Below are 18,910 nucleotides of genomic sequence, written 5' to 3' on the forward strand. Positions count from 1 at the left end.
GGGCCGGGGCGTGCGGCTGTCCGGCCGGATGCCGCCCGTGGGCCTGCGGTTGTGGCGGTTCGCCGGGCACGGCGCGAGGCTGAACCGGGCGTGGCCGGGCTCGGGGGCAGCGCCGTGTGCCCGCGCCGTTCCGCAGCGCGGCCCTGGTGTCTCGCCGGGCTCGGCGGTGGTGTGTCCGCCGAGGCTGTGGTCGTGCCGGGCAGGGGCCTCCTGCCGTCCGCTGAGGGTCCGCGTCCGGGGCGCTGGGGCTGCCGTCGCCCGCCAGGACACGGCACGCGGCACTCGGGCACGGCGGCACCGGCCGGGACGCGACGGAGTCCGCCGGAGGTGTCGCCGTCCGGGCCGGGCGCGGTGCGTCCGGGCCGTGCGTGGTGCCTTCCGCCGGGCGGGACGCGGTCCGGCTCCGGGCGTGCCGGGTTCGTCGCGGGCGTGCCGAGTCCGGCTCGGGGACGACGGGGCCGGCGCGGAAGGGGCGCCTGACGCTGAGGCGTGCCGTCGGCCGCCGGGGTGGGTGTGCGCCAGGGGGTGACGGGCGTGAGGCGCGCCGCCGGGTGTGTGCCGTCCGGTCGTGTTCCGTCCGTCCGGGTGCGCCGCTGCCCGTAGGGCCTCGCGGCTTCTCCATAACGTCCAACAGAGGGAAACCCGACATCTTCTGACGGGGCATCGGCAACACCTACGGTTTCGGCACCCCCACCGAGACCGAGGAGAACACCAGATGCTCCACAGACACGCCCGAGCCGCGTGTGCCGCCCTCGCCACCGCAGGCGCGCTCATGCTGACCGCGCTCCCCGGCGCGGCCGCCGCGGCCGAGCCCGCCCCGCCGGCCACCCCTTCGGCGGCAGCGAGCCTGGGCGCCGACCGCCCGGCCCCCGAAGTCCTCGCCGCCATGGAGCGGGACCTGGGGCTCACCACCGCCCAGGCCAAGCAGCGCCTCGTCAACGAAGCCGAGGCGGGAGCCCGCGCCGGACATCTCCAGAGCACACTCGGCGCGGACTTCGCGGGCGCCTGGGTGGGCGGCACGGTCGCCGGCACCCTCACCGTCGCCACCACCGACCCCGCCGACGCCTCCGCCATCCGCGCCGCCGGGGCCGACGCACGCGTGGTCCGCCACAGCCTCGACCGGCTCGACGCCGCCAAGGAGGCCCTCGACCGGGCCGCCTCCCGTGCCTCGGCACGCAAGGCCGCCGCGCCGGTGACCCGTGACGTGCCCGTCTGGTACGTCGACGTCCGGACGAACACGGTCGTCGTCGAAGCCGTCAAGCGGTCCGCCGCCGAGCGCCTCCTCGCCGGCGCAGGCGTCGACCGCTCCCTGATCCGCGTCGAGGCCACGAGCGAGCGGCCCCGCCCGCTGTACGACATCCGGGGCGGCGACGCCTACTACATGGGCGGCGGCGGCCGTTGCTCCGTCGGCTTCGCCGTCACCCGCGGCACCCAGCAAGGCTTCGCCACCGCCGGTCACTGCGGCCGGGTCGGCACCTCCACCAGCGGCTACAACCAGGTCGCCCAGGGCACCTTCCAGGCGTCCACCTTCCCGGGCCGCGACACCGCTTGGGTGGCCGCCAACAGCAACTGGCGCTCCACCCCGTACGTGAAGGGGCAGGCCGGCCAGAACGTCCAGGTCACCGGCTCCACCCAGGCCATGGTCGGCGCCTCCATCTGCCGCTCGGGCTCCACCACCGGGTGGCACTGCGGCACCATCCAGCAGCACAACACCAGCGTCACCTACCCCGAGGGCACCATCAGCGGCGTCACCCGCACCACCGTGTGCGCCGAGCCCGGCGACTCCGGCGGCTCGTACATCTCCGGCAGCCAGGCCCAGGGCGTCACCTCCGGCGGCTCGGGCGACTGCCGTTCCGGCGGCACCACGTTCCACCAGCCCATCAACCCGCTCCTCCAGGCGTACGGGCTGACACTCACCACGACCACCGACCCCGGCGACCCGGGCGACCCGGGCGACCCGGGCGACCCGGGTGAGCCGGGCGGCACGTGGGCGGCGGGCACCGTCTACAGCGCAGGCGACCAGGTCACGTACGGCGGCGCCACCTACCGCTGCATCCAGGGCCACCAGGCCCAGACCGGCTGGGAGCCCCCGAACGTCCCCGCCCTGTGGCAGCGCCTCTGAGGGGAGGGCACGCCACACACCGAGGCCCGGCGCACACGCCGGGCCTCGGACCCGTTCACCACGTTTGTCCCGCCCCGCGTGCGGGGAACCGCTCAACCCATGTCCCGCACCGCACACCCCCACCCCGTCCGCGTCCGCCGCGTGTACGACCCTCCGCACCCCGACGACGGGACCAGGGTCCTGGTCGACCGCCTCTGGCCGCGCGGCCTGGCCAAGGCGGACGCGCACATCGACGAGTGGCCCAAGTCCCTGACGCCCTCGACCGAGCTGCGCCGCTGGTACCACGGTGCGGAGGATCCCGGCGACGCGGTGTTCGCGGAGTTCCGTGACCGGTACGAGGCGGAACTGGCCGCACCCGCGGCGGGGGAGGCGCTGGACCAGCTGCGGACGCTCGCCCGCCGAGGGCCTGTCACCCTGCTCACCTCGTCCCGCAGCCCGGACCGCAGCCACGCGTCGATCCTGCGGGAGCTGCTGGCGGGCGGCTGACTCCGGCCCGTCCGGCCTTCGGGGCGGAGCGCCGGTCGGCCGCGATCAGGGCCCGGTCAGCCTCGGCGCCTCCGCCGCCGCATCCACCACCGGTCCCGGCTCCTCTCCCAGTCGTTCCGCCAGCCGCTCCGCCCACCGCACCAGGCCGCCGACCCGGATCCCGTACGGTCCCTGCGCCCCCGTCAGGCCGTACGGGCCGACCCGCTCAGCGCCCCGCAGCAGCAGCCGTGCGCCGCCCACCGCGTTGCCCCGGGCCGCGTGGGTGAGGCCCACCGCGAGCTGGGCCAGGCCGCGCCACAACTGCTCCTCGCCCGCCCGTTCCGTGTCGCGGCAGGCCTTCCAGGCGTCCTCCAGGACCTCGTGGGCATGGAACGGCAGGCCCGCGTCCAGCAGCCGCTGCGCCTCCCGCAGTGTCTCCCGAGGGGTGCGCACCACGCCCTCCGGCTGGCGCCCCACCCCCTCCGCGCCGTAGGGCAGAGGCCGTCCCAGACCGTCGCGCGGACGCGCACTGCGGGCCCGGCCCGCCGCGTCCCGGTCTCTCGGCACACCCGCCCCCGGGGGATCCGGATCCTCGCGGCTTCCATGGTTCACAGTCGCCATTGTCGCCCACGACGACTCGAACAGTACCCCCGGCCAGGCGGCCCGACTACGCTCGCCCTGCACAGGAGATCGCTGATCACATCGCCAACATGCCACCCCCAGGCCGCACATGGAAGGGAAAGGCCGATGCTGCCGTCCCCGGCGGAAGAACCGCTCCCCGTACCGCTGCTGGAGCGGGAACCGGAACTCGCCGCGGCGATACGCGCCGTCGACGCGCTCTGCGGCCCCGCTCCGTCCGGCGGGCTGCTCATCTACCGGGGCGAGGCCGGCATCGGCAAGACCGCGCTCCTCGCCGAGATCGGGCGCCGCGCCTCTGGCCGCTGCACGGTCCTGTCCGGCACGGGCGCCGAGACCATGACGTCCGTCCCCTTCCACGTCGTCCGCCAACTCCTCCTGCCCGCGCTGCTGGCCGAGCCCGAGGACCGGCTGCGGCGCCTGTTCGGGGACCGCTTCGACCTCACCGCGCCCGCCCTCGCCCTCGCCCCGCCCACCGCACCGCTCGCGGACCCCCAGGGCGTACGCGACGGACTCGACCGGGTCGTCACCCGCCTCGCGGAACAGCAGCGCGGCAAACCCCTCGTCGTCCTCGTCGACGACGCCCACTGGGCGGACACGGAGTCCCTCGGCTGGCTCGCCGCCTTCGCCGGACGGCTTCCCGCGCTGCCGCTGCTCATCGTGCTCGCCCACCGGTCCGACGCCTGTGCCGACCCCCGCACGGGCAGCCCCCGCCAGGACGCCCGCACCGAACCCGCCGCGACGCTGCTGCGCCGCCTCGGAGACCAGGCACGGCTGACCGTCACCCTGGGCGCCCTCACCCGGGACGCCAGCGACGACCTGGCGCGCGCCGCGCTGGGCGGGCGGCCCGAGGACCCGTTCTGCCGGGAGCTGTGGACCGTCACCGGAGGCAACCCGTACGAGACGGTCGAACTCCTCGCGACCGTACGGGACCGCAGGCTCGCACCCGTCGCCCGCACCGCGGGACTGCTGCGCGAGCTCGGAGCCTCCGCGCGCGGCAGCGGCCTGGTGACCCGGCTGGAGCAGCTCGGCGGCGACGCCACCCGGTTCGCCTGGGCCGCCGCCGTGCTCGGCACCGACATCGCCCCCGACCTGGCCGCCCACCTGGCGGGCCTGGACGGCGACGAGGCCGCCGACTGCGCCCGGCGGCTGTGCGAGGCCCGTGTCCTGACCGGCACCGACCGGCTGGAGTTCAGCCACCCGCTGGTCGCCACCGCCGTGTACCAGGCCATTCCGCCCGCCTTCCGCACCGCCCTGCACGGCCGCGCCGCCTGGGCCGTCACCCAGGCCGGACACGGTGCGGCAGCCGCCTCCCGGCACTTGCTGGAGGTCCACCCGGACGACGACCCCGACGTGGTCGACCAGCTGCGGGCCGCCGCCCGTGAACACCTCGCCGTGGGCGCCCCCGACGCCGCCCGCCGCTGCCTGGAACGCGCCCTCCAGGAACCCCCGCCGCCGGACGCCTACGCCGACGTGCTGTACGAACTGGGCTGCGCCGCCCTCCTCACCTGCCCGGACGCCACCGTCCGCCATCTGCGCTCGGCGCTCGACCTGCCCGGTCTCGACGACGCCCTGCGGACCGACGCCACCTGCCGCCTCGCCCAGGCCCTCGCCCACAGCAACCGCATGCGCGAGGCATCCGAGGCCGTCGCCGCCGAGGCCCGGCGCACTCCTGCGGGCCCGGCCCGCACCCGCCTCCAGGCCGCCCACTTCATGTACGAGTCGTTCCGCGCCACCGAGGACGACCCCGAAGGCCGCTCCCGGCGCCTCACCGCCCTGGCAGACCACCTCAAGGGCACCGACAGTGCCGAGCGCGCCCTGCTCTCCCTGCGCGCCTTCGACGCGATGCTGCGCGGGGAGAGCGCCGCGCACGTCGTCGACCTGTGCGACCGCGCCCTCCTCGACGGCAGGCCCGCACAGGGCGTCGGCTGGACCGACACCGAATGGGGCTTCGAGACCCCCTCCATGGTCGGTATCGCCTACGCGTTCACCGACCGGCCCGACCGTGCCTGCGACCTCTTCGAGGAGGCCGTACGCGCCTACGAGATCTCCGGCTGGAGCGGCGCCCACCTGGCCTTCGCCCACACACTGCTCGGTCTCGCGCACCGGCGCGGCGGCGACCTGCCGCTCGCGGAGACCTTCCTGCGCGAGGGGCTGCGCCTGGCCGACCGGGTCGGCGACGGCCTCGCCGTCCACTGGGACGCGGTGTGCCTGCTCGTCGACACGCTGCTCGCCCGGGGCCGGGTCGCCGAGGCCCGCGAGCTGGCCGACCGCTACGCCTTCGGGGCGCCCTGGCCCAGTGCCATGGTCCTGCCCGACGGGCCCACGGTCCTCGGCCGCCTCCTCCTGGCGGAGGGCCGGGTCCGCGAGGCGGTCACCGAACTGGAGGCCGCCGGGCGCGCCCTGGAGTCCCGCGGGCGGCACAACGGCATCTGGGCGCCCTGGGCCTGCGACCTGGCCCGCGCCCACCTGGCCGCCGGCGACCCCGAAAGCGCCGCCCGCGCCGTCGCGTCGGCCCGCACCCACGCGGAACGCTTCGGCACCGACACCGCTCTCGGTGAAGCCCTGCGCTGCGCCGCCCTGTTGGCCCGCCCCGACGAGGCCGCACGGCTCCTCGGCCGGGCGGTACGCCACCTGGAGGCGTCCCCCTCCACGTACGAACACGCCCTCGCCCGCTACGAGCACGGACTGGCCCTCGGCTCGGCCTCCGAACTGGCCGACGCCGCCGACCTGGCCGCGGCCTGCGGCGCCGACGCCCTGGCCGCCGAGGCGCAACAGGCCCTCGCGCACATCCGCCGCCCCGAGTGAGGTAGTGTTCTCTCGTCGCGCTCACCGGGTACATCACTCAGGGCGAGCGCGCCGGGACGTGGCGCAGCTTGGTAGCGCACTTGACTGGGGGTCAAGGGGTCGCAGGTTCAAATCCTGTCGTCCCGACTTTGCGAAGTCGCAAATCAGGGGCTGTTTCAGAGCAACAATCTGAAGCAGCCCCTGATCGTTTCCGGGGCCCGTCGGGGCCGACTGTCTCGACCGTCGGTGGGCGACAGTGACGGGGCTGTGGAGGGAACGGCTGTGCGGAGCGAGGACGCTCACCACCGGCCGCCTTCTGGTGACCGCGAGGCACGTATCCCGCGGTGTGAGGCGACGGCGGCCGGCGGAAGGCCGCCGACCGCCGCCACGGGGTCATGCGAGGGTGAGGAAGAGCTTCTCCAGTTCCTGCTCGCTCATCGGAGGTGCGCCTTCCGCGCTCTCGGCGAGACACTGGCGCATTCCGCTGGCGACGATCTTGAAACCGGCCCGGTCGAGGGCGCGGGAGACCGCGGCGAGCTGGGTGACGACGTCCTTGCAGTCGCGGCCGGCCTCGATCATGGCGATGACGCCCGCGAGCTGACCCTGTGCGCGGCGCAGCCGGTTGAGGACCGCGGTCGCCGCTTCTTCTTCTACCTTCACCGGGTTCCTCCTTGTCGACCGTCGACTCAAGGATACCCCTTGGGGTATGACACTCAGGGGCGTGCGACCGGCTCCGGGCGGTGCACCCGTGGCGTGTCCGTGCCGGTGCGCGGGCGGCGCCCCCGTACGGTGGCCCAGGCCGCGGCCGCTGCCACGGCCAGTCCGGCGCCGGCCCAGGTCAGGGGGCTGGCCCAGAAGGCGTGGGGCAGTTGCCCGCCGAGGACGAAGGCGCCCATGACGACGACGAACCAGCCGAACGCCTTGCGGAGGGTGTCCTGGGGGATGCGTCCGGCGAAGCGGCTGCCGATCAGGCTGCCGACGACGGCCGCTGCGGTGACGGCCACGGCCAGGACCCAGTCGATCTGGACCCCGTTGAGGTGGCCGGCGAGTCCGGAGAACGACTTCATGGCGATGACCAGCAGCGAGGTGCCGACGGCGACGCTCATGGGCAGTCCGCCGAGCAGGGCGAGGGCGGGGACGACGAGGAACCCGCCGCCGGAGCCGACCAGGCCCGTGACCGCCCCGACGACGAGGCCCTCGGCGATCACGTGCGTGACGGGGAGCTCGCGGTGGAGGGGCCCGGCCGCCTCCGGTCTGCGCGGCTTGCGGAGCATGGCGGCGGCGGTGGCGAGCATCATCAGGGCGAACGCGACGAGCAGGGCGGTGCCGGGAACGTACTCGGCGAGGCGTCCGCCGCCGTAGGCGCCCGCCATGCTGACCGCGCCGAAGACCAGACCGGTGCGCCAGCGCACCCGCCCCGCGCGGGCGTGCGGGACGAGCCCCACCAGGCTGGTGGCGCCCACCACGAACAGGGAGGTGGCGATGGCCTCCTTTGCGTCCATCCCGGCCAGGTAGACCAGGATCGGCACGGTCAGGATGGACCCGCCGCCGCCCAGGACGCCCAGGCTGACGCCGATCAGGACGGACGCTGCGAGGACGAGCGTGATCACGGGCGGTCCCGCAGGGAGGCGATGACCGTACCGATGTCGGCACGCGGGCCGCGGTTGTAGGGCAGCTTGGACAGCAGCACGCCCATGGCGCAGGTGTTGCTGAGCGCGGCGAAGGCCAGCCCGGCGCCGACGGCGGTGCCGATCAGGTGCACACCGGGCACGAACAGCCCCGCGACGCCGGTGACGAGCACGATCGAACCGGCGACGAGGCGGACCTGGCGCTCCAGGTCCCAGCGCGCCTCGCCCCGGTTGACCGGGGCGCCGGCGGCCTCCCAGGCCGTCATGCCGCCGTCGAGGACACGCAGGTTGGGCAGGCCGGCCTCGGCGAGAGCCTGTTCGGCCTGGGAGGCGCGGGCGCCGGACCGGCAGACGAGGACGACGTCCTCGTCGAGGTGGGCGAGGAGTTCGGCGCGGTGCTCGCGCAGGGTGTCCAGCGGGACGTTGTAGGCGCCGGGAATGTGGACCGTCCGGAACTCGCCCGGGGTGCGCACGTCGAGCAGACGCGGCCCGTGTCCGTCCTCGGTCAGCTTCTGGAGCGCGGCCGGGGCGAGTCGGGCGACGCGGGAGGTGTCGGTCGTCATGGGAACTCCGTCGTGGTGAGGTGACCCGCGCGGAAGTACGGGTCGGCGTATGCGAAAGGTCTGGGGGAGGGGGCCGGCGCCCGCGCGAGGAGAGCCCGTCAGGGCAGAGGCCTCCCCGCAGGGGCGTCGGCGGTCGGTCGCGGCCGGGAAGAGCCGGCCGGTCTGGGCGGCGGCCGGTCAGGCGGCCGTGGGCGTGTGCGGCAGCGCCCAGGCGGCGTAGCCACCGAGGATGTCCGAGACGTCGGTGAAGCCGTGGTGACGCAGGAGGCTCGCGGCGATCGAGGAACGGTGACCGCTCGCGCAGTGCAGGACCAGGGGCCGGTCGCGCGGAATCTCGTCCAGGCGGCGGGGCAGCTCGCCGAGTGCGATGTGCAGGGCTCCGTCGATGAAGCCGAGTTCGCCGCGCTCGCCGCAGTTGCGCACGTCGATGACGACCGGCGCGCTGTCGCCCGTCAGTGCGGCACGTACCTGGGCGGCGGTGAGGCGGCCGGCCGGAGTGACCTCCTCGGGCAGGGCGGCCAGGGCGTCGTCCGGGGAGCGCAGGTGTCCGGCCACGCGGTCGAAGCCGATCCGGGCGAGGCGGGTGACGATCTCCTCCTCGCGGTTCTCCGGGGCGATCACCAGCAGGTCGGTGTCGGCAGGCAGGACGGTTCCGGCCTGCTCGGCGAACCGGCCGTCGGCCGGAACGTTGACCGAGCCGCGCAGGTGTCCGGCTGCGAACTCCTGCGGGTCGCGGGCGTCGACGACGACGGCGCCGGAGGCGCGGAGGCCGACGAAGTCCCCGACGCTCAGCGGCCGGGGGGCGGCGGCGGGGTCGTACAGCGGACGCTCCCTGCGGTTGAGGATCGCGTCGTAGACGAAGTAGCCGGGGGCGGCGGCCTGGCCGGCGGTCACCAGGGCCACGAAGTCGGCCTGCGGCATGGGTGCGCAGGCGTAGTTGGTGGCGCGCTGCTCACCGATGGTGGACTGCTTCTCGGCCGACAGGTTCCTGCCGCAGGCGGAGCCGGCGCCGTGGGCGGGGAAGACCCGGACCTCGTCCGGCAGGCCCATCAGCTTGTTCTGCACACTGTCGTGGAGCATGGCGCCCAGCTCCTCCGCGGTCACGCCGACGGAGGCGAGCAGGTCCGGGCGGCCCACATCCCCGATGAACAGGGCGTCGCCGGTGAGCACGCCGTACGGGACGGTGTCCTCGCCGTGTTCGTAGACCAGCACGCTGATCGACTCCGGGGTGTGACCGGGCGTCTCCATGATCGTCAGAGCGACGCCGCCGAGGCTGATGGTCTCCCCTTCGGAGAGCTTGCGGATGGGGTACTCGGTCTCGGCGCGGCTGCCGTAGCCGATCCACGCGCCGGTCTCGGCCGCCATTTCCAGGTGGCCGGCGACGAAGTCCGCGTGGAAGTGGGTGTTGATGACGCCCACCACGGTGAAGCCGTGGGCCTCGGCGTCCGCCAGGTACTCGGACACGTCCCGGCGGGGGTCGACCACCACGGCCCGCCCCGTGGTCTCGTCGGCGATCATGTACGACGCCTGAGAGAGGCAGTCGAGGTAGTACTGGGCGAAGAACACGGGAACCTCCGTAGGAGATGAGTCGCATACCCTGGGGGGTATGTGAGAGGTCAAAATGTGGCCCGCCCCCCGAAGGGGCGGGCGTGCGAGAGGGTCAGGCCGACCCCGGGTGGGGGCCCGTCGCGAACGGGTGGCCGCTGCCGGTCCGGCCCCGGGTTCCGCCGGTGGCGGAGCGGGTGGTCGTGGCCGGCCGGGCCGCAGCCCTTCGGCTGTGGCTGCCGCTCGCGCTCCAGGTGGCGGCAAAGGTCTCCAGGTCCGCTTCGCGAGCCATGGCGAGGTTCCTCTCCTGATACCCCCCTGGGTATTACGCTCTTGACCGTAGGGGCGATCGCCGGGCCCTGTCAAATACCCCCCTGGGTATATGGCGGCCGGTGGGGCCCGGGCGTGGAACGAAGTGGAACAAAGTCGTCCGGATGTCGGTTGAACCCGGAATATACCCCCATGGGTATATGAGAGGAGAGGAGAAACCATGCCGACCGTCGAGCTGACCAAGGAGAACTTCGAGGACACCGTCAAGGGCTCGGAGATCGTGCTGATCGATTTCTGGGCGGGGTGGTGCGGACCGTGCCGCGTGTTCGGCCCGGTCTACGAGGGGGCCTCCGCACGCCACCCGGACATCGTCTTCGGCAAGGTCGACACCGAGGCGCAGCCGGAACTCGCGGGCGCCTTCCGGATCTCCTCCATACCCACCCTGATGGCCGTCCGCGACCGGACCGTGCTCTACGCGCAGCCCGGCGCACTGCCTCCGCAGGCTCTTGAGGAACTGATCTCCACGCTCCGGTCCGTCGACATGGACGCCCTGCGCGGAGAGGCCTCCCGCGCGGCTGAGCGGACCTGAACCGCCCGGAAGCGTCACCGGGGCCTCACGTACACCGCGCGGTGTACGCACCGGGCAGCGGCGCCCCCGCCGCGCTCGGTCTCGCACACCGGCCCCGCGAAACCGGTCCGCGGGGGGCCGGAGGGAACCGCAGGACTTCGAAGGGTCCCGCAGGGCCTGTCGCGCGATCCGGACGGATGCGTCAGGACATCATGCTGCTGTTCGCGGCCCCACCCCCGGGCCGGCCGTCAGCAGCAGCGACCGAGGCCGGCCGCGTGCCGACGCGGTCGTCATCGAACAGTGAGGCGAAGACCATGCCCTACGACCGCACCGTCAAGCCCGCCGGAACCTTCGACGAGACGGTGGAGGCCGTCCGCCGTGCCCTCGCCGAGCAGGGCTTCGGCATCCTGACCGAGATCGACGTCCAGGCCACGCTCAAGGCGAAGCTCGACCACGACATGGAGCCCTACCTGATCCTGGGAGCCTGCAACCCCCCGCTCGCCCGTCAGGCACTGGACGCCGACCGCTCGATCGGACTGCTGCTGCCCTGCAATGTCGTGGTCCGCACCGAGGGCGGCCAGGTGATCGTCCAGGCGATCGACCCCGCCTCCATGGTCACTCTGACCGGCAACGACGCCATGGCCCCCGTCGCGGACGAGGCCGCACGCCGCCTCGACGCCGCACTCGCCGCCCTCGCGGAGAGCAGCGCGTGAGCCTTCGGGACGCCGTGCTGCCGACGCCGCCGCACGGTGCGCCCCGGCGTGCTCTCTCCCGCCCCGGCCGGAGGCGCCGAGGTCCCCGTGCACCACGCAGTCGCCCGGCGGCGCCGAGACGGGATGCGCGACATGGCGTACCGCACTCGGGTACGGGACGGACTGCGGCACCCGGCCGCGAGCTGCGACGCACGATCCTCACGGCTCTGCGAAGTCGCACAGTGCGGCACATTCGGCACAGCGTGCAGCCGGTCTCCGGCACCGAGTCCGGCGGCCCGCTCCGCGGGCTGCCGGATGCAGGGGGCCTTCGGGCTGGGCACGATGAACGCCACGTGGACACCGTCGAGCCGGGGCAGCGCCTCGACCATGTCGCCGGGGCCGCGCCGCGGTCCGGGCGAGCCGCTGCAGACGACGAGGGGCACGTCGGCGCCGGCCGGCAGGTCGTGCGGTTCCCGGCCGCGGCGGACGCCGGGTGCATCCCGATCCACCAGGGGGCGTGTCGGAGTGATCCGGCACGCCCCCTGGTCATTCCCCAGCCGGGACGATGCGGCGGCCCGTGAGGCGTCTGGGTTCGATCGCGACCCACATCTCGCGAGCGCCGCCCGCCCACGGCCGGGTGTGGGCCCGTTCGGTCAGACGCCGTATGGCGCCGGGGTCCGTGACGACCCGGGCGGGGCCGACGACCAGGACGCTCCAGCCGCTGCGCAGGGCGTCGTCCACATGGTCGACCTCGAACGCGACGTCGTTCCCGACAGCCGCCGCAGGCACCGACTCGGGCGCGGTCCGGAAGGTGACCGACCGGTCGACGACCTCGTAGTTGACCGGCACCACCGCGGGGCCGTCGGGAGTGGACACCGCGACGCGGCCCACACCGTGCGTGGACAGCAGGGCGCGGCATTCGTCCGGGCCGAGTTGCAGGAGCCGCGGGTGCGGGAGCGCAATGCCCTGTCCGGGCGGCAGATCGGAGCCGCCGCCGCGCAGCGCCGTGACGGTGGTGCCCAGAGCGTCGGCCAGACGGACGAGACTCGCCAGGGTCGGATCAGCCGGGTGTTCCTCCAGGTACGCGAGGTAGTCCGGTGCCATTCCGGCGCGACGGGCCGTCTCCTCCCGGGTCAGGTGCCGCCCGACGCGTTCGGCGGCCACGCGACGGCCGATGTCGCCGGGGCCGGACGTCCCGTATGCGGCGCCCTTCTCGTCCCCGGCCCGGGCCGGGGACGGCTCGGGCGCCTGCTCCAGGTGCCGGACATGCGCGTCGGGGCCGGGGAACACGAGCGTCACCTCGTCCGTGTCCGACCAGCGCACCTCGTAGGGAGGCGATCCGTCCGCGTGACGGAGTCCGACGATCTCGCCGTCGCGCCGGGGAGCACCGGTCGCCCGGTTCTCGATGACGAGTTGATCGCCGAGATGAGCTCGCATGATCGTCACCATTTCCTCACAGAGCCGCTGTACCCAACGTGCCACGTGCCGGTGTCCGACGCACGGGCTGAGGCGGTGCGGTGCGGTGTCCGGTCCTCGGTCCACGGCGTCGGCCGGTGCCCCGGTCCCGAAGCCGACGGCGGGGAACCCCGCCTCGCGCTTCGGGTGTTCCCGCGCCGGACGCAAGGACCCCACGGGCGGGTGGACGGCCCGTACGTCCGCGCCCCGGCCCACAGGGACAGCAGGTCCGGGTGCGGGCCAGGGGGCGCGGAGCACGTCCCCGAAGCTGGTCAAGGTTCCACATGGCCGACGACGGTGTCCATGGCCCGGTCCAGGGTTTCGGGCGGGGACCCGCACACCCGACAGCACGGTCCGTGGGCCGTCCGCGTACCGTCCGTCAGCCGCTCGTCGTCCCCTGCCGGACGAGGGTGTGGGTCTGCCGGCCGCACACCTCCGTCAGCCGTCACGGACCGGTGACGGGGGTGTGCGGCTCGTCCAGCACGTCCGGGCGGGCCGGTGCCCCGTCGGCCGTGGCGGGTCCGGGAGGGGCCGGCGGTGGAGGACGCGCGGCGTTTTCCTGCGGCTCACGCGTCTTCGACGGTCAGCCGGAGGAAGTGGGCGGAACAGGAGATGCACGGGTCGTGGTTGCGGACGGCCCGCTCGCACAGCAGGGCGAGTCCGGCGGCGTCGTCGGGCAGTCCGTGCCGGTCGAGTTCGCGCTGGATCAGGCCGCGCAGATCGTGCTCGATCGCACCCTGGTTCTGGGCGGTGGGCGGCACGAGCCGGGCGTCGGTGACCGTGCCGTCGTCGGTCAGGGTGTAGCGGTGGTAGAGGAGGCCGCGCGGCGCCTCGGTCGCCCCGTGCCCGGTACCGGCCCGGGCGGGTACGGCCACCGACGGGCGGCCCGGCGGTTCGTACGCGTCGATGAGGCGGAGCGCCTCGTCGACGGCGTACAGCGCCTCGACCGCCCTGATCACGATGCTGCGGAACGGGTTGCGGCAGACGGCCCCGCCGTCCCCCGGCGCGGGCAGCCCGGCCTCGCGGGCCGCCGCACGGGCGTTCGGGGACATGAGATGGCCGCTGACGGCGTACCGGGCCAGCGGCCCCGTCAGATGGCGGCGGCCGTCCAGGCAGGACTGCAGAGCGGTCGAGTACGGCACCTGCTCCTCCGCCACATGCCGGGTGAAGTCCCGCACCGGGAAGGACCGGGACGGGACGGTGGCGCCCGCGGGCAGCACGGTCGGTGTACCGGACTCGATCGCGTAGGTGCCGGGCTCGGTGAGGGCGAGCAGATCGGCGTCCGTGCGGGCCTCGGGGAAGTCGAACGAGGACACCCACCGCACGGTCTCCCAGGCGTCGTCACGCGCCCGCAGCAGCCGGTCGGCCAGGGGGCGGAGCTCCGCGCGGGCGGGCGTCCGGTGGAAACCGCCGACCCGCACGTTGACCGGGTGGATCGCCCGCCCGCCGAGGAGTTCCATGACGGCGTTGCCGGCCTGCTTCAGCCTCAGACCCCGCTCGACCTGCTGCCGGTGGGTGCGGGCCAGGTCGATCGCGCTGTCGCAGCCGAGGAAGTCGGGTGCGTGCAGCAGATAGATGTGCAGGACCTGGCTCTCGATCCACTCGCCGCAGTAGAGCAGCCGTCGCAGGCCGGCCAGTGAGCCGTCGACCGTGACCCCGCACGCGTCCTCGACGGCGCGGCAGGCGCTCATCTGGTAGGCGACCGGGCAGATGCCGCACACCCGCGAGGTGATGTCGGGCGGCTCGGTGTGGCCGCGTCCGCGCAGGAACGCCTCGAAGAACCGCGGCGGTTCGTAGATCTCCAGCCGCGCCTCGGTCACCCTGCCGTCCTGGACGCGCAGGTGCAGGGCGCCCTCGCCCTCGACCCGGCTGAGGGCACCGACGCGCAGGACACGGGACTCGCGGTGCGTCACGGCCGCGTCTCCCGCACCGACGGGTCCTCGAAGGCGGCGGCGTTGTACGTGCGCAGGACCCGCTCGATATCACGGTCGTCCATGTCGTCGCGGCGCAGGACGGGGATGTAGGCGGGCAGGTTCGTGGACCTGGAGGGGCCGAAACAGCCGTAGCAGCCGCGTCCGTAGGCGGGACAGAGGGCCCCGCAGCCCGCGTGGGTCACGGGGCCGAGGCAGGGGGTGCCGTGGGCGACGGTGACGCAGACCGTGCCGCGCCGCTTGCAGGCGAAACAGACGCTGTGGCCGGGGACGTCGGGTCGGCGGCCGTGGAGGAAGGCGGTGATGACCTCCACCAGCTGCCCGCGGTCGATGGGGCAGCCGCGCAGCTCGAAGTCGACGGTGACGTGCGCCGAGACGGGGGTGGAGGTGGCGAGGGCGTCGATGTACCGGGGGGTGGCGTAGACGGTCCGTGTGAACTCCTCGACGTCCGCGAAGTTCCGCAGCGCCTGGATCCCGCCTGCGGTCGCACAGGCGCCGATGGTGACGAGGCGGCGGGACTCCGCCCGGACCCGCCGGATGCGCTCGGCGTCGTCCGGCGTCGTGATGGAGCCCTCGACCAGGGACAGGTCGTACGGGCCGGGCGCGACGGCGCTGGAGCCTTCGAGGAAGTGGGCGATATCCACCTCCCCGGCGATGGCCAGCAGCTCGTCCTCGCAGTCCAGCAGGGTCAGCTGGCAGCCGTCGCAGGAGGCGAACTTGAACACCCCGAGCCGGGGCCTGTGCGCTGGAGCGGTCATGACGGTCACAGCTCCCTGTACGCCAGGAGGGGCCCGGCGGTGCAGTAGTCCACGACGGGACCGTCGCGGCACAGCAGCAGCGGGCCGAGCTGACAGTGACCGCAGTGTCCCGTCGCGCAGTGCATGTTCCGCTCCAGGGAGACCTGGACCCGGGTGGCGGGCACACCGCGGTGCAGCAGGTCCCGGGCCGCCGCGCGCATCATCACCTCGGGCCCGCACAGGAACGCGGCCGTGCGCGCGGGGGTGAAGGGGGCCCGGTCCAGCAGGGCCGTCACCACGCCGACCTCGCCCCGCCACCGCCGGTCCGGACGGTCCACGGTGACCGCCACATGCACCCCGGGGGCCTCCGCCCAGGCCTCGACGTCGTCACGGAACGGCAGGTCGGCCGGGCCGCGGGCGCCCACCAGAACGCTCAGCCGCCCGTACTGCTCCGGGGCGCCGAGCACCGCGCGCACCAGTGGCCGCAGCGGCGCGAGGCCGATGCCCCCGGCGACGACGAGCACGTCCCCGCCCCGGGCCCGGGCCAGGTCCCAGGCGGTGCCGAACGGGCCGCGCACCCCGATCCCGGCGCCCGGCGCGGTGCCGTGGAGGGCGCCGGACACCCGGCCGACCGCGCGGACGGTGTGCTCCAGGCGCCTGCCGGGCGAGGTGATCCCGCTGACGGACACGGGAACCTCGCCCACCCCGAACGCGTACAGCATCGCGAACTGTCCCGGCGCGAAGGGCGGCAGCGCCGGGCCCGACGGCTCCAGCACCAGCGTGGCCGTGTCATGCGTCTGCCTCCGGCTCCGCACCACGCGGTACGGGACCGGCACGGTGGCGTCCGCCGCCGGGGCGCTCACCGGGGCGCTCCGGCGCCGTGCGGCGCGTACAGGTCCAGGAGCCGGGTGCGGGTGGCCTCCAGGCGGCGCCCCACGACCCCGGCGACGTACCGGGCGAGCGCCTCGCCCACCACCGGGTCCCGGGCGCACAGCTCCAGGACCTCGGCGGCGCCGAACTGCCGGGCGTGCACGGCTGTGGCCGCCGTCGCGCCCAGCCGCCACACGTGCGGCGGCACCAGCCAGGACCAGCCGACCAGCTCTCCCGCGCCGACCGTCTCCACCACGACCGGGGACCGTCCCGGAATGTGCGTGTCGAGCGCGACCGTGCCCGTACGGACCACCCAGAAGCGGTCGGCGCGGCGGCCCTCCTCGAACAGGCGGCTTCCGGGGGCGAACGAGACGTCATCGCTCAGGGCGAGCAGAGCAGCCGTACCGCGCGGCGGAAGCGACGCGAACAACCCCTGGTCCGTCAGGGAGTCACCCGTCATGGTGTGCCGGTCCCTTCCGCGGCTTCCCGCCTCTCGGACCGTTCCCGGTCGAGCGCCCACACCTCTTCGGTGATGTCGATGCCGACGGGGCACCAGACGATGCAGCGCCCGCAGCCGACACAGCCCGAGCTGCCGAACTGGTCGTGCCAGGTCCCGACCTTGTGGGTGAGCCACTGGCGGTACCGGCTGCGCCCCGAGGTGCGCACGGGTCCGCCGTGCAGGAGGGAGAAGTCGAGGTCGAAGCAGGACTCCCAGCGCCGCCACCGCTCCGCGTGATCACCGGTGAGGTCGGTGACGTCCTCGCTGGTGGTGCAGAAGCACGTGGGGCAGACCATGGTGCAGTTTCCGCAGGTGAGGCAGCGGGAGGCCACGTCGTTCCAGCGCTCGGCCTCCAGGCTGCCGGCCATCAGGTCCCGCAGGTCGACCTCGGGCATCGACCGCCCCATGCGGGCGGCCGCTCCGGCCACGGTGCCACGGGCGGCGTCGAGGGTTCCCAGGTCGGCGGTCCGGCGGGGCAGGGCGGCCAGCACGTCCTCCCCGCCGGGGCTGCCCGCGCGGACCAGGAAACGGTGGCCGTCGGCGTCCACGATCTCGGTGAGGGCCAGGTCGAATCCGCTGTCCGCTCCCGGCCCCGTGCCCATGGACACGCAGAAGCACGTGGCACCGGGCTCAGTGCACTCGGCCACCACCAGGAACGCCCGCGACCGGCGTCCCCGGTACCCCTCGTCCGCGTGGCGGCCCCCGCTGAGCACCCGGTCCTGAATGCCGATGGCGCGCAGGTCGCAGGGCCGTACGCCGAGGAAGGCGTACGACACCGGGGCCGGCTCCTCGGCACACACCGACAGCCGCCCCTCGGCGTCCCTGTCGGCGGTCCACTGCCGTACGCGCTCGGGATGCAGGTACGTCTTCCACGACTGCGGACCCGCGCTGTGCGCGAAGGCCGCCTCGTCCGCGCGGCGCCGCAGCCGGTACGTGCCCGCCTCGTGCTCCACGCCCCAGCCGAAGGGCAGCGCGGCGGCGGAGTCCAACTCGGCCAGGACGATCGCCCCGTCACCCAGGCTCGGGCCGACGACGGTGTGTCCCCGGACCCGGAGTTCCCGTACCAGGGCGTCGAGCCCCTCCCGGTCGATCACCGCCGCGGCAGGGCCGGGGTCGGTCATCGCACTCACCTCCGCGTCGTGGGCCTCCTCCAGGGTGATGCCGGGTGACGGCGGCTGCGAGCCGGGAGGGTCCGGTCGGGGCGTGGCCCGCTCCGGTCACGGGCCGCGCCGGTGTCCTCGCGTCCTCCCGCGCGGCCCGTTCCGGAGGCGGCGCCGTGGGCGGCGGTTCGCCCTCCGTCCCCGCCGGACGCCGAGGGCGCGCCCGCCGCCACCGCGTCGAGCGTGGTGACGGCGGGACCCGCAGGGACGATCACGACCGCACCGGCCCCGGCCTCCGGTGTGCGGGCGAGGCCCGCCGCACACCGCCGAACCGGCCGTGGCCATGCTCGGTCCGGCACTGTCCCGGATCTCCGGGCCGCACCCGGTCGCCACCCGGTGGGAGAACGGACGGAGACCGGGCCGCGCACGGACCGCGAACCTCGACGAACCGGGCGGCGCGCGCCGTCGGCCGTGCTCACCGGCGTGTGCTCCGCCGCGCGGCGGCGGTCCCGTGGTGGCGGCGCACCTCGTCCTCGACGCGCTCGGCCAGGGGCCGGACCGCGGCTTCGACGGCGGGGGTGAGGCCGGTGCCCAGCGAGGTGTCCGCGGCTTCCACCGCGTAGACGCACAGATGCCGGGGCAGCCGCCCGAGCGCGCGGGCGAGTTCGACGGCCTCACCGAAGCCCAGCCCGTGGGAGGTGGCGGCCCCCGCCCCGGGCAGCTCCGTGTCCCGTGCCGCGAGCCGGTGGACCCTGCCCGGGCGGCCGGGGCCGGTGCGCACGGCGTCGACGACGACGGTGAGGGCGGTGTCCTCCCAGAGCCCGATGAGCCGGGCCGGTTCCCCGTCGGAGACGCTGAGCACCGTGCCCGGTGGGAGGGGCCGCAGGGACGCCCGGTCCCGGAGCAGCCGGATCACCGCCCACCCCACGCCGTCGTCCCGCCGGAACTCGTTCCCGACGCCGATGACCGCGACGCGTGCGGAGTGCCCCATCGTTCGCCCGCCTTCCCTGCGGATTCCGGCCCATCATCGCCCCGCCCACCG

18 protein-coding genes, 1 tRNA gene and 1 pseudogene are annotated in these 18,910 nt (G+C 74.6%); 7 read left to right on the forward strand and 13 right to left on the reverse strand.

Going from position 1 to position 18,910, the window contains the following annotated elements; translation table 11 throughout:
• Nucleotides 1–715: 715 nt before the first annotated feature.
• Both I3F58_RS08815 and I3F58_RS08820 read left to right on the forward strand, forming a co-directional pair.
• On the forward strand, nucleotides 716–2,122 hold the full coding sequence (locus I3F58_RS08815) for a carbohydrate-binding protein (protein ID WP_240107721.1): 1,407 nt from the start codon (nucleotides 716–718) through the stop codon (nucleotides 2,120–2,122).
• 99 nt (nucleotides 2,123–2,221) lie between these two features.
• Nucleotides 2,222–2,608, forward strand: coding sequence for a DUF488 domain-containing protein (locus I3F58_RS08820; protein ID WP_240107722.1), 387 nt, complete (start codon nucleotides 2,222–2,224; stop codon nucleotides 2,606–2,608).
• A gap of 45 nt (nucleotides 2,609–2,653) precedes the next feature.
• Here I3F58_RS08820 and I3F58_RS08825 read toward each other — a convergent pair whose 3' ends face one another.
• Nucleotides 2,654–3,199 (reverse strand): DUF309 domain-containing protein, encoded by a 546-nt coding sequence (locus tag I3F58_RS08825; RefSeq protein WP_240107723.1) that lies wholly within the window; start codon nucleotides 3,197–3,199, stop codon nucleotides 2,654–2,656.
• A gap of 135 nt (nucleotides 3,200–3,334) precedes the next feature.
• Here I3F58_RS08825 and I3F58_RS08830 point away from each other — a divergent pair, with 135 nt between their 5' ends.
• Nucleotides 3,335–6,031 (forward strand): AAA family ATPase, encoded by a 2,697-nt coding sequence (locus I3F58_RS08830; protein WP_240107724.1) that lies wholly within the window; start codon nucleotides 3,335–3,337, stop codon nucleotides 6,029–6,031.
• Nucleotides 6,032–6,083: 52 nt separating this feature from the next.
• A tRNA-Pro gene (locus I3F58_RS08835) sits at nucleotides 6,084–6,157 on the forward strand.
• A gap of 246 nt (nucleotides 6,158–6,403) precedes the next feature.
• On the opposite strand, the gene I3F58_RS08840 is transcribed toward I3F58_RS08835, so the two are convergent.
• From I3F58_RS08840 to I3F58_RS08855, 4 genes are all read right to left on the reverse strand, one after another.
• Nucleotides 6,404–6,670 (reverse strand): metal-sensitive transcriptional regulator, encoded by a 267-nt coding sequence (locus tag I3F58_RS08840; RefSeq protein WP_240107725.1) that lies wholly within the window; start codon nucleotides 6,668–6,670, stop codon nucleotides 6,404–6,406.
• 53 nt (nucleotides 6,671–6,723) lie between these two features.
• Nucleotides 6,724–7,620, reverse strand: coding sequence for a sulfite exporter TauE/SafE family protein (locus tag I3F58_RS08845; protein WP_240107726.1), 897 nt, complete (start codon nucleotides 7,618–7,620; stop codon nucleotides 6,724–6,726).
• Entirely contained in the window at nucleotides 7,617–8,201 is a 585-nt protein-coding gene (locus tag I3F58_RS08850; RefSeq protein ID WP_240107727.1) for a rhodanese-like domain-containing protein, read from the reverse strand. The genes I3F58_RS08845 and I3F58_RS08850 overlap by 4 nt, the downstream gene beginning before the upstream one ends.
• Before the next feature lie 177 nt (nucleotides 8,202–8,378).
• The gene (locus I3F58_RS08855) at nucleotides 8,379–9,767 is read right to left on the reverse strand and encodes an MBL fold metallo-hydrolase (protein ID WP_240107728.1); all 1,389 of its coding nucleotides are present in this window, start codon (nucleotides 9,765–9,767) and stop codon (nucleotides 8,379–8,381) included.
• 83 nt (nucleotides 9,768–9,850) lie between these two features.
• Between I3F58_RS08855 and I3F58_RS08860 the strand changes: the two genes are divergently transcribed.
• The 3 genes from I3F58_RS08860 to I3F58_RS08870 all read left to right on the forward strand — a co-directional run bounded on the left by I3F58_RS08860 (nucleotide 9,851) and on the right by I3F58_RS08870 (nucleotide 11,297).
• Nucleotides 9,851–10,057 (forward strand): hypothetical protein, encoded by a 207-nt coding sequence (locus I3F58_RS08860; protein ID WP_240107729.1) that lies wholly within the window; start codon nucleotides 9,851–9,853, stop codon nucleotides 10,055–10,057.
• A gap of 179 nt (nucleotides 10,058–10,236) precedes the next feature.
• Nucleotides 10,237–10,605, forward strand: coding sequence for a co-chaperone YbbN (locus I3F58_RS08865; RefSeq protein ID WP_240107730.1), 369 nt, complete (start codon nucleotides 10,237–10,239; stop codon nucleotides 10,603–10,605).
• A 293-nt stretch (nucleotides 10,606–10,898) separates the two neighbouring features.
• A complete protein-coding gene (locus I3F58_RS08870; RefSeq protein WP_240107731.1) occupies nucleotides 10,899–11,297 on the forward strand; it encodes a DUF302 domain-containing protein in 399 nt (132 codons plus the stop codon).
• 525 nt (nucleotides 11,298–11,822) lie between these two features.
• On the opposite strand, the gene I3F58_RS08875 is transcribed toward I3F58_RS08870, so the two are convergent.
• From I3F58_RS08875 to I3F58_RS08905, 8 genes and pseudogenes are all read right to left on the reverse strand, one after another.
• Entirely contained in the window at nucleotides 11,823–12,713 is an 891-nt protein-coding gene (locus I3F58_RS08875; RefSeq protein WP_240107732.1) for a pyridoxamine 5'-phosphate oxidase family protein, read from the reverse strand.
• 69 nt (nucleotides 12,714–12,782) lie between these two features.
• Nucleotides 12,783–13,082, reverse strand: a pseudogene (locus I3F58_RS29755) (hypothetical protein); the annotation flags it as partial.
• 215 nt (nucleotides 13,083–13,297) lie between these two features.
• Nucleotides 13,298–14,644 carry a Ni/Fe hydrogenase subunit alpha gene (locus I3F58_RS08880; protein ID WP_240107733.1) on the reverse strand — a complete coding sequence of 449 codons (1,347 nt, stop codon included), beginning with the start codon at nucleotides 14,642–14,644 and terminating at the stop codon, nucleotides 13,298–13,300.
• Complete coding sequence (locus I3F58_RS08885; protein WP_240107734.1) at nucleotides 14,641–15,420, reverse strand: oxidoreductase; 780 nt, start codon at nucleotides 15,418–15,420, stop codon at nucleotides 14,641–14,643. The genes I3F58_RS08880 and I3F58_RS08885 overlap by 4 nt, the downstream gene beginning before the upstream one ends.
• Nucleotides 15,421–15,425: 5 nt before the next feature.
• Nucleotides 15,426–16,262 (reverse strand): FAD/NAD(P)-binding protein, encoded by an 837-nt coding sequence (locus I3F58_RS08890; protein WP_240107735.1) that lies wholly within the window; start codon nucleotides 16,260–16,262, stop codon nucleotides 15,426–15,428.
• Complete coding sequence (locus I3F58_RS08895) at nucleotides 16,259–16,729, reverse strand: Crp/Fnr family transcriptional regulator (RefSeq protein ID WP_240107736.1); 471 nt, start codon at nucleotides 16,727–16,729, stop codon at nucleotides 16,259–16,261. Before I3F58_RS08895 ends, I3F58_RS08890 begins: the two co-directional genes overlap by 4 nt.
• Nucleotides 16,726–17,889 carry a 4Fe-4S dicluster domain-containing protein gene (locus I3F58_RS08900; RefSeq protein WP_240107737.1) on the reverse strand — a complete coding sequence of 388 codons (1,164 nt, stop codon included), beginning with the start codon at nucleotides 17,887–17,889 and terminating at the stop codon, nucleotides 16,726–16,728. Before I3F58_RS08900 ends, I3F58_RS08895 begins: the two co-directional genes overlap by 4 nt.
• A gap of 454 nt (nucleotides 17,890–18,343) precedes the next feature.
• Nucleotides 18,344–18,859: a hydrogenase maturation protease gene (locus I3F58_RS08905; RefSeq protein ID WP_240107738.1), complete on the reverse strand. Its 516-nt coding sequence runs from the start codon at nucleotides 18,857–18,859 to the stop codon at nucleotides 18,344–18,346.
• Nucleotides 18,860–18,910: the final 51 nt, after the last annotated feature.

The organism is Streptomyces sp. MUM 203J (assembly GCF_022414595.1).
Taxonomy (GTDB): domain Bacteria; phylum Actinomycetota; class Actinomycetes; order Streptomycetales; family Streptomycetaceae; genus Streptomyces.

Bases quoted from the DNA above. Each gene is read 5' to 3' on its own strand.
- I3F58_RS08875 (WP_240107732.1), bottom strand. From the start codon at position 12,713: ATGCGAGCTCATCTCGGCGATCAACTCGTCATCGAGAACCGGGCGACC.
- I3F58_RS08815 (WP_240107721.1), top strand. From the start codon at position 716: ATGCTCCACAGACACGCCCGAGCCGCGTGTGCCGCCCTCGCCACCGCA.
- I3F58_RS08820 (WP_240107722.1), top strand. From the start codon at position 2,222: ATGTCCCGCACCGCACACCCCCACCCCGTCCGCGTCCGCCGCGTGTAC.
- I3F58_RS08900 (WP_240107737.1), bottom strand. From the start codon at position 17,889: ATGACCGACCCCGGCCCTGCCGCGGCGGTGATCGACCGGGAGGGGCTC.
- I3F58_RS08885 (WP_240107734.1), bottom strand. From the start codon at position 15,420: ATGACCGCTCCAGCGCACAGGCCCCGGCTCGGGGTGTTCAAGTTCGCC.
- I3F58_RS08850 (WP_240107727.1), bottom strand. From the start codon at position 8,201: ATGACGACCGACACCTCCCGCGTCGCCCGACTCGCCCCGGCCGCGCTC.
- I3F58_RS08865 (WP_240107730.1), top strand. From the start codon at position 10,237: ATGCCGACCGTCGAGCTGACCAAGGAGAACTTCGAGGACACCGTCAAG.
- I3F58_RS08895 (WP_240107736.1), bottom strand. From the start codon at position 16,729: ATGACGGGTGACTCCCTGACGGACCAGGGGTTGTTCGCGTCGCTTCCG.
- I3F58_RS08905 (WP_240107738.1), bottom strand. From the start codon at position 18,859: ATGGGGCACTCCGCACGCGTCGCGGTCATCGGCGTCGGGAACGAGTTC.
- I3F58_RS08870 (WP_240107731.1), top strand. From the start codon at position 10,899: ATGCCCTACGACCGCACCGTCAAGCCCGCCGGAACCTTCGACGAGACG.
- I3F58_RS08830 (WP_240107724.1), top strand. From the start codon at position 3,335: ATGCTGCCGTCCCCGGCGGAAGAACCGCTCCCCGTACCGCTGCTGGAG.